The organism is Daejeonella sp. (assembly GCF_044232565.1).
Classification (GTDB): domain Bacteria; phylum Bacteroidota; class Bacteroidia; order Sphingobacteriales; family Sphingobacteriaceae; genus Daejeonella.
The window spans coordinates 1-7,712 of sequence record NZ_JBIILQ010000131.1 but is presented as its reverse complement, the minus strand read 5'-3'; the positions used below and the strand labels follow the sequence as shown (position 1 = coordinate 7,712).

The window sequence follows — 7,712 nt, the reverse complement described above, 5'->3', positions numbered from 1 at the left end:
CTACTCAATATGATAGTGGCAGTTCTTTGCCTAAGTTTACTGGTGGTTTTACAAATAATTTCAGATACAAGAGATTTGATTTAACAGCTTTTGTTTTCTTTAGTTATGGAGCTAAAGTTTTTGATAGCTATTATTCATCTTTAAGCCATGCAGGTTCAACCAATGGTCAAAATCTATCTATAGATGTTTATAGATCTTGGAAAAACCCAGGTGATGTTACTGACATTCCTAAGTTTATGCCAACTAACACAGCATTAGGTGCTAGCACTTCAACTAGATTTTTAGTTGACGGCTCTTACATGAGATTAAAAAACCTAACATTAGGTTATGATGTAGATAAAGCCCTTGCTCGTAAAATAGGTGTTTCAAGTGCCAGAATCTTTGTAGGCGGAGAAAATATTTTGACGCTAGCTAAGCATAAAGGAATGGATCCAGAGGTTTCAATTACTGGTTTAACTAGTTTTGATGTACCGAATGTTCAGACTTGGTCTCTTGGTTTAAATATTGGATTTTAATGATAAAAGACATGAAAAATATAAATAAAACGATTAGTCGTGTGCTATTTGGCGCACTTACTATAACCTTTACTCTAACGAGTTGTGAGAAAGAATTTTTAGACGTCAAGCCTAATGATTCTATAAGCAATACTTCGGCTTTTGGTAATTTAACAACAATTAATGCAGCCATGACTGGTGTGTATGATCTACTTTCAAATAATGGTTTTTTATACAACCTTATTCTGAATAGTGATTCAAAAGGTTCTGATGCATTTCCTAACTCTACGGGTAATTACGGTAGATTCATTAATGAGTACCAATACATTGAAACCGTAAACAATGGAAACTTACAATTTCATTGGTCGCATGGTTACAGAATTATAGCAAACTGTAATCAAATTATTGAAAATGTAGCTGGTGCTCCAATTTCTGATGCAAATAAAAATAGCTTTATTGCTCAGGCAAAAGCGATAAGAGCTTTTGTTCATTTTACTTTAGTTCAGGAGTTTGGTGCTAAGCCATTCATGACAGATCCGCAAGCCTTAGGTGTGCCGTTGATGTTAAAGTCGGCAAATCCAAGTGACGAGCCACCAGCAAGAGCTAAGGTTATTGATGTATACACTGCAGTACTTAAAGATTTAACTGAAGCTGAAGTAGCTATGCCAAGTTCTGTTACTGGAACTTATACGCTTACTAAAAATGCCATTAGTGGAATACTTGCTAGAGTTTATTTGACTAAAGGAGATTGGGCTAAAGCAAGTGAATTTGCTAAAAAAGCATATGCTGGTAAACCTTTGCCAAGTTCTGCATCTTTATTAGCAGGTTTTAGAGCACCAACTTCTGAATGGATTTGGGGTGTTGTGAGTAGAGATGATGATAATAGTGGATACTTAGGTGTGCATTCATTTTACGATCCTTATGACGATGGTTATTCCTCATTTAGAATTTCTAAAGAATTCTTTAATCTATTTTCAGATGATGATGTTCGTAAAACACAATTCAAAATTCCTGATACAAGAGCACAAAGCCCAACTACAGGTTCTGTTTACTATTTTGGAGACGGTTATTTAACTAGTAAATTCGTATTTGATGGATTTACTAATAATCAAGTATTAATTAGATCTGCCGAAATGATTTTAACCGAAGCTGAAGCAGAAGCTAGACTTGGTGCTGGATCTAATATAAGCGCCGCTCAAGCTGCACTATTAGTAGTTCAAAAAAGAGCAAATCCAAATGCAGTAATTTCTACTAACACAGGTGCTGCTTTAATTGCTGAGATTTTAGTTGAAAGAAGAAAAGAATTATTCGGCGAAGGTCAAAGATATTTTGATATGCTTAGAAATAAGGAAGGTCTTAATAGAACTACATCTACTTCTCACTGGAGTAAATTAAATCTACCTGCTACCGATTATAGATTTGCATTGCCATTGCCTCAGGCAGAAATCAATGTTAATCCTAATTTAGTTCAGAATCCACTTACTAACTAAATTTATAATTTATTAAATTTTGAAGAGCCATTCCTTTATAAGGAGTGGCTCTTTTTTTATTTAATCTTTAATACTTTGCTGGTTTAAATGTTTTTATATCCGATGTGTGTATCTGTTAACATCACGCAAATTCATACACATTAAAAAACCTTTGCTAGGAATACGAGAAAAGCACAGGAGAGTTTAAATTAAAATTGACTAGGTTGGTTGATCAACCTAGTAAGATAAATGGTATAAATTTAAATTGAAGGCCCTTCATCTCTTACTAGATGCAGACCACCAAAATGGTTTTATCGATTTTGACAGGATGGAATAGGTTTATTAAATAGGAAATTATGTTCAATTACTAAACTTTAAGGCAACATGTGCGTCTTTAATACCTTTACTATAATCGTAAAAACCCAAGCCTGATTTTATACCTAAACTTCCTGCTGTAACCATGTTCACTAGTAAAGGGCAGGGTGCATACTTAGGATTACCAAAACCTTGATGCAATACGTTCATTATGGCTAGGCATACATCTAATCCTATAAAATCTGCTAGTTGTAGCGGACCCATAGGGTGGGCCATACCTAGTTTCATCACTGTATCTATCTCCTCAACACCTGCAACTCCTTCATACAAGGTGTAAATAGCTTCGTTAATCATTGGCATCAATATTCGATTAGCCACAAAACCAGGATAGTCGTTTACCTCTACAGGGTTTTTATTTAAATTGATAGAGAGGTTCATAATCGTTTTTGTTACCTCATCGGAAGTTGAATAACCACGAATTACTTCCACCAATTTCATAACAGGTACCGGATTCATGAAGTGCATACCTATGACTTTATCGGCGCGATTAGTAACTGATGCAATCATCCCAATGGAGATAGAAGAGGTATTGGATGCTAAAATGGCCTCCTTTTTACAAAACTTATCTAAATCTTTAAAAATCTCCATTTTGATGTCTACATTTTCTGTTGCAGCTTCGATAATCAGATCTGAATGTTCAACACCTAATTTAGTATCGGTAAACGTATGGATATTTTTTAAAGCTGAAATTTTATTTTCTTCCGTAATTATTCCTTTTACGACTTGTCTATCTAGATTTTTGCGGATAGCATCCATTCCTTTTTGGAGGCTCTGCTCCGAAATATCGATTAAGTTTACTTGAAAATTACATAGTGCAAAGGCATGAGCGATACCATTTCCCATGGTGCCAGAGCCTATAACTGAGATGAGTTTCATGTTTTAATTTTTAGATAAACAACAATATAAAGGTATGAATGATTTATACTATTATGGAATAGAATTGTTTTCTTGATTTTTCAAATATTGTTTTTTACCCTGAAATTATTTTTTGCTGAAATATTTAATTATTTGAAAAATTGTAATAAAGAAAAAGTAGGTCTTTATGGATTGAAGTTATAGCTTAATTGATTAGCGAATTCGGCAATTTTTTCCTTATTAAGCACATTAAAAAACGGAATTCGTAAAATATCTAAACCCGTTTGTGAATAAATTGCATCTTCCGAACTCGGATTTGATTCTCCACAAAATATTAATTTTCGGATAGGAATAGAACGTTTCTTTAAAAGCTCAACAGACAATAAGGTATGATTAATACTTCCCAAATAATTTTTAGAAACTAAAATCACCTCTGCATCAAACTTTTTAATGAGATCAACAATCAAGTCCTTCTCATTTAATGGTACCATTAATCCGCCGGCACCTTCAATTATCAATTGATTATCTGTTTTTGGCAAATGGATGTTGTCCAAATCAATAGTTATACCATCTAATGCTGCTGATTTATGCGGTGAGAACGGCTGTGTTAAACGGTAAGCTTCTGGGTGGATTATGGTTTTTCTATTTGAAATCAGGCGTTCTACGAGCATGCTATCGCTATTTTCTAGCTCGCCCGATTGCACGGGTTTCCAATAATCTGCCTGTAATTTTTCAACCAAAACAGCTGATGCTATTGTTTTGCCTATTTCTGTCCCAATTCCGCTTATAAATAAAGGTCTCATCTAATTATCTGATTTAAACTGATGCATAAATTGCTTATATCTTCCATCGAATTGTGATTATGCAAGCATATTCTTAATCGCTCGGTGCCTTGGGCAACACTGGGACTTAATATGGCTCTTACATCAAAACCCGCTTCTTGGATTTTTAGGGCAGCTTCTCTGGCCTCTCTATTTCCTGGTAGTAGTATAATTTGTATTGCTGATTGGCTATCTAATAATTTAATAGTCGAATCAATATTCTGTCTAAAGTGCCTTATTCGCTCATGAAGAGCCGATTGATGATCTTTTTCATCGAGATGTAGATAAGCAGATTTAATTGCTAAATGGCTTAAAAAAGAAGCAGAGGTGGTATAAATAAATGACCTTGAAAAATTAATTAAGAAACTCCTTAAGTCATTGTTCCCTAAAACTGCCGCACCATGTGTTCCTAATGCCTTTCCAAATGTAATAATTCTTGCAAATACTTGATCGCATAAGCCCAATTTATGTACTATTCCTTTTCCAAATTCCCCAAATATGCCAGTCGCGTGAGCCTCATCAACTATTAATGCAGCATCAAACTTTTGTGCTAAAGAAGCAATCTCTTTTAGTGGCGCTTTATCACCATCCATCGAATAAATGCTTTCAACAACGATAAATATTCTGCCTTTGGCGATTTTTAATTTTTGTTCCAAACTCTCCATGTCGTTATGTTTGAAAACATAACGTGTAGCATGATTCAATCGCACGCCATCAATTATTGAAGCATGAATATACTCATCTGTAATGATGGTGTCGCCTCTTTGTGGGAGGGCAGAGAAGATCCCTATGTTAGCATCATAACCCGAATTAAAGAGGAGGGAGGCCTCCGATTGATGAAAATTAGCTATTTCTTGTTCAAGCTCTTCCGCAAATAATGAATTACCAGCTAACAAACGTGAGCCACCAGAGCCCATGCTATACTTGGGGTATTTTTTTAATTCTTGTTCAAAAATGATTTTTAAATCGCCTGATTTAGCAAAACCCAGATAATCATTGGAGCAAAAATCGATCAAATTGCTTTCTGCTTTTAAGCTTCGTAAGGAGTTATTCTCGCTTCGATGAGCTAGATTTTCAGAAATGAATTTTTGGGTGCTTTTCAATGTTTTTTTTGATAAAAATAAGAAAAGCGGAACAAGATTCCGCTTTTCTTAAAATACAAAGTACCGATTCAACTTTTTTTGGGTCTATGCATTCCTTTTTTATTGTCCTTCATGCGTTCCTTCCCTTTTGCTTTCATTGCCTCCAAAGTTTTTTGCTGCTCATCAGATAAGATTTTATTCATTTTTTTCTCTCCTTCTGCCATTAACTCTTTCCGCTTTTCCATTTGGTTCTTCCTGATTGAAGCTTCAGCTTCCATCATTTTATCCATTTTTTGGCTGCGTTCCAAGTGAATGCTATAAACTTTTTCTTTTTGCTCCGGACTCAAGTTTAATCTCTTTTCAAGAGCCTCTGTACTCATTTTGGCACGTTCTTCGGCAGTGCGATGATGTTGTGCAGCTTCTGCGCCTTTTTTATGAGGTCTATCTTGTGAATAAGCAGTGCCTAAAAATCCGATCAATAGGCCTGCAGAAATCAAAATTATTTTCATATCTATTTGTGTTTATTTAAATAGATAGATGAAATTTTAATCAAAAGGTTTAAATGCTAAAATTTTATAGCCCTTAATTTTTATTCCTATCCAAATTGGAAATCGATTTTTGCATTTGTGAAACCATGCTTGTTAGCGTTTCTAAGGTAGGTTCAGGTGCCGGATCAGGGAAATCGGTGCTGATATAAGCCTTTGCCTTCCATATCTCTAAAACATCATCTCCGGAAATGGTATAAGGCTCATAAACCGGATTGTCGGAAATTAATTTTAAAGCTTTATTTTCCTTGAATTTATTTCCCACACGTTTATATACAATACCATCGCTTTTGCTGATTACCACATAGGTGTCGCCCGGCTTAAGATCATTCCAATTGCTTAAATATTCACCAACAACTACTGTTCCTGATTGCAGTGGGAGCATGGAATCACCTTTTATTTCAAAGGCACGATAGGTGCCTTGGCGGAACATTGGTAAATGGAATTTAGGAAGCTCTGAAATGTATTCTGGATCACCATAACCATTTAAATAACCTGCACTAGCCTTCACAGGAACCAATTCAATATTCTCTCTATCCTGACTATCAACCGAAATACTTAGTACCCGTATGTTCGCTGGATCTGCTTTTGGTTTTGATTTCCACTTATCATCAATACGTTCATTGATTAGTTCGTCCATGGAAAGCTCATAAAATTCTGCGAATTTTTTTAGTAATTCATATTTAGGCTCTGCACGATCTTCTTCATAAGCTCCAACTAGTGAGCGTTTAATATCAAGTGTATCTGCAAATTGTTGTTGTGTAAGTCCTTTTTTCTTACGTAGGTACTTAAGGTTGGAAGAAATGTTTGCCATTTTAAAAAATAAATTTGGAAATACTAAAATTGTTAGTAAATTTATGCTCATAAAATTAGCAATTATTATTGAAACTAAAAATTAAATTTTAAAATATGCCGATCCTATCTAAACCTACCATGAAAATTAAAAAATTTGTTTATTTAGTTACCGACCGTAACCGAAACAGTATACATGTTGGTATGAGTACCGACTTGATGAAAACAATGACTTTTTACAGGCAGATGCCTAATTTATTTTTTGATGCTGGGCAGCAATTAACAAGATTGGTTTATTTTGAAGAGTTTAGTTCTGAAACTTCTGCATTAGAACGATTTAATTTAATAAATAAGTTTGCCCGCATACAGAAAGATCGTTTAATCAGAGCGGTGAACCCGGATTGGATAGATTTAACCATAGGTTTAGATTTTGAGCAAATAATGGTCTCAGGTATTCAGCCTATGCGCGCTTCTTTTAGTAGTTTGTCTTAATTATTTTTTGATGAATTTGAGGGCTGCTGAGTTCATGCAATAGCGCTTGCCACCTTTGTCTATGGGGCCATCATTAAAAACATGGCCTAGGTGCAATCCTGTTTTGGTTTCAATAATCTCATCGCGGGTCATGCCATGGCTATTGTCTTTAACCACAGTTATCACGCCTTCTTTAATTGCCTTGGTAAAGCTTGGCCAGCCGCTACCTGATTCATATTTATCATCAGAACTAAATAATGGCTCTCCGGTTGCAGCACTTACATAAATCCCTTTTTGCTTATTACTGTTATACGTATTTTTGAATGGGGGTTCAGTGCCACGCATAACCATTATTTCGAAGGATAGAGGACTTAATACCTTTTTCCATTCTTCTTCAGATTTTTGAATCGGGAAAATTAATTTCTTATTATTCTCTTGGGCATTCTTTGACTTGTTTTGTCCGCAGCTACTGTTTGTTAGCATAAAAATTAAAAGGAAAATGCTGAGAAGTGCTTTCATAGGTTTGATTTATTGGATTTTAATTATTTTAAAAATTTTCTACTTATTAATTTAGGCAAAATAATTAATAAAATTATTTTTTTAACAAAAAAAGCGACTTTCGAAGTCGTTTTTTAATTTTACCAACCCGGTGAGCATAAGATTTGAATGTCAATTCCGAATCAATGATAAGAAATTTGTCTTTTTAAATATCAAAAGATTTTTCTAAAATATTTAATATCTTCAACTTTCTAGGCTTGATTGAGTGCATGCTTCATATTGAGCTGCAGCTAGATCAAGTGAAATGCTA

8 protein-coding genes and 1 pseudogene are annotated in these 7,712 nt (G+C 34.6%); 3 read left to right on the top strand and 6 right to left on the bottom strand.

From position 1 onward, the window contains the following. A pseudogene (locus tag ACILQF_RS08265) lies at nt 1-515 on the top strand (SusC/RagA family protein); the annotation flags it as partial. 11 nt (nt 516-526) lie between these two features. Beyond that, nucleotides 527-1,984: a RagB/SusD family nutrient uptake outer membrane protein gene (locus ACILQF_RS08260; RefSeq protein ID WP_395626943.1), complete on the top strand. Its 1,458-nt coding sequence runs from the start codon at nt 527-529 to the stop codon at nt 1,982-1,984. Nucleotides 1,985-2,323: 339 nt separating this feature from the next. Here the strand turns inward: ACILQF_RS08260 and ACILQF_RS08255 are convergent, their stop codons facing one another. From ACILQF_RS08255 to ACILQF_RS08235, 5 genes are all read right to left on the bottom strand, one after another. Then, nucleotides 2,324-3,214, bottom strand: coding sequence for a 3-hydroxybutyryl-CoA dehydrogenase (locus ACILQF_RS08255; RefSeq protein ID WP_395626942.1), 891 nt, complete (start codon nt 3,212-3,214; stop codon nt 2,324-2,326). 164 nt (nt 3,215-3,378) lie between these two features. Next, nucleotides 3,379-3,996 carry a dethiobiotin synthase gene (gene bioD / locus ACILQF_RS08250; RefSeq protein ID WP_395626941.1) on the bottom strand — a complete coding sequence of 206 codons (618 nt, stop codon included), beginning with the start codon at nt 3,994-3,996 and terminating at the stop codon, nt 3,379-3,381. Next, the gene (locus tag ACILQF_RS08245; protein ID WP_395626940.1) at nt 3,993-5,117 is read right to left on the bottom strand and encodes an aminotransferase class I/II-fold pyridoxal phosphate-dependent enzyme; all 1,125 of its coding nucleotides are present in this window, start codon (nt 5,115-5,117) and stop codon (nt 3,993-3,995) included. The genes bioD and ACILQF_RS08245 overlap by 4 nt, the downstream gene beginning before the upstream one ends. A gap of 68 nt (nt 5,118-5,185) precedes the next feature. Next, entirely contained in the window at nt 5,186-5,605 is a 420-nt protein-coding gene (locus ACILQF_RS08240) for a hypothetical protein (RefSeq protein ID WP_395626939.1), read from the bottom strand. A 73-nt stretch (nt 5,606-5,678) separates the two neighbouring features. Next, nucleotides 5,679-6,455, bottom strand: a complete 777-nt coding sequence (locus ACILQF_RS08235) for an XRE family transcriptional regulator (protein ID WP_395626938.1) — start codon at nt 6,453-6,455, stop codon at nt 5,679-5,681. Between the two features lie 95 nt (nt 6,456-6,550). Between ACILQF_RS08235 and ACILQF_RS08230 the strand changes: the two genes are divergently transcribed. Further along, the gene (locus ACILQF_RS08230) at nt 6,551-6,925 is read left to right on the top strand and encodes a GIY-YIG nuclease family protein (RefSeq protein ID WP_395626937.1); all 375 of its coding nucleotides are present in this window, start codon (nt 6,551-6,553) and stop codon (nt 6,923-6,925) included. Here ACILQF_RS08230 and msrB read toward each other — a convergent pair whose 3' ends face one another. After that, nucleotides 6,926-7,423: a peptide-methionine (R)-S-oxide reductase MsrB gene (gene msrB / locus ACILQF_RS08225; protein WP_395626936.1), complete on the bottom strand. Its 498-nt coding sequence runs from the start codon at nt 7,421-7,423 to the stop codon at nt 6,926-6,928. It lies immediately after the preceding gene. Between the last annotated feature and the right edge of the window lie 289 nt (nt 7,424-7,712).

Bases quoted from the DNA above. Each gene is read 5' to 3' on its own strand.
- ACILQF_RS08260 (WP_395626943.1), top strand. From the start codon at position 527: ATGAAAAATATAAATAAAACGATTAGTCGTGTGCTATTTGGCGCACTT.
- ACILQF_RS08255 (WP_395626942.1), bottom strand. From the start codon at position 3,214: ATGAAACTCATCTCAGTTATAGGCTCTGGCACCATGGGAAATGGTATC.
- bioD (WP_395626941.1), bottom strand. From the start codon at position 3,996: ATGAGACCTTTATTTATAAGCGGAATTGGGACAGAAATAGGCAAAACA.
- ACILQF_RS08240 (WP_395626939.1), bottom strand. From the start codon at position 5,605: ATGAAAATAATTTTGATTTCTGCAGGCCTATTGATCGGATTTTTAGGC.
- ACILQF_RS08235 (WP_395626938.1), bottom strand. From the start codon at position 6,455: ATGGCAAACATTTCTTCCAACCTTAAGTACCTACGTAAGAAAAAAGGA.
- ACILQF_RS08230 (WP_395626937.1), top strand. From the start codon at position 6,551: ATGCCGATCCTATCTAAACCTACCATGAAAATTAAAAAATTTGTTTAT.
- msrB (WP_395626936.1), bottom strand. From the start codon at position 7,423: ATGAAAGCACTTCTCAGCATTTTCCTTTTAATTTTTATGCTAACAAAC.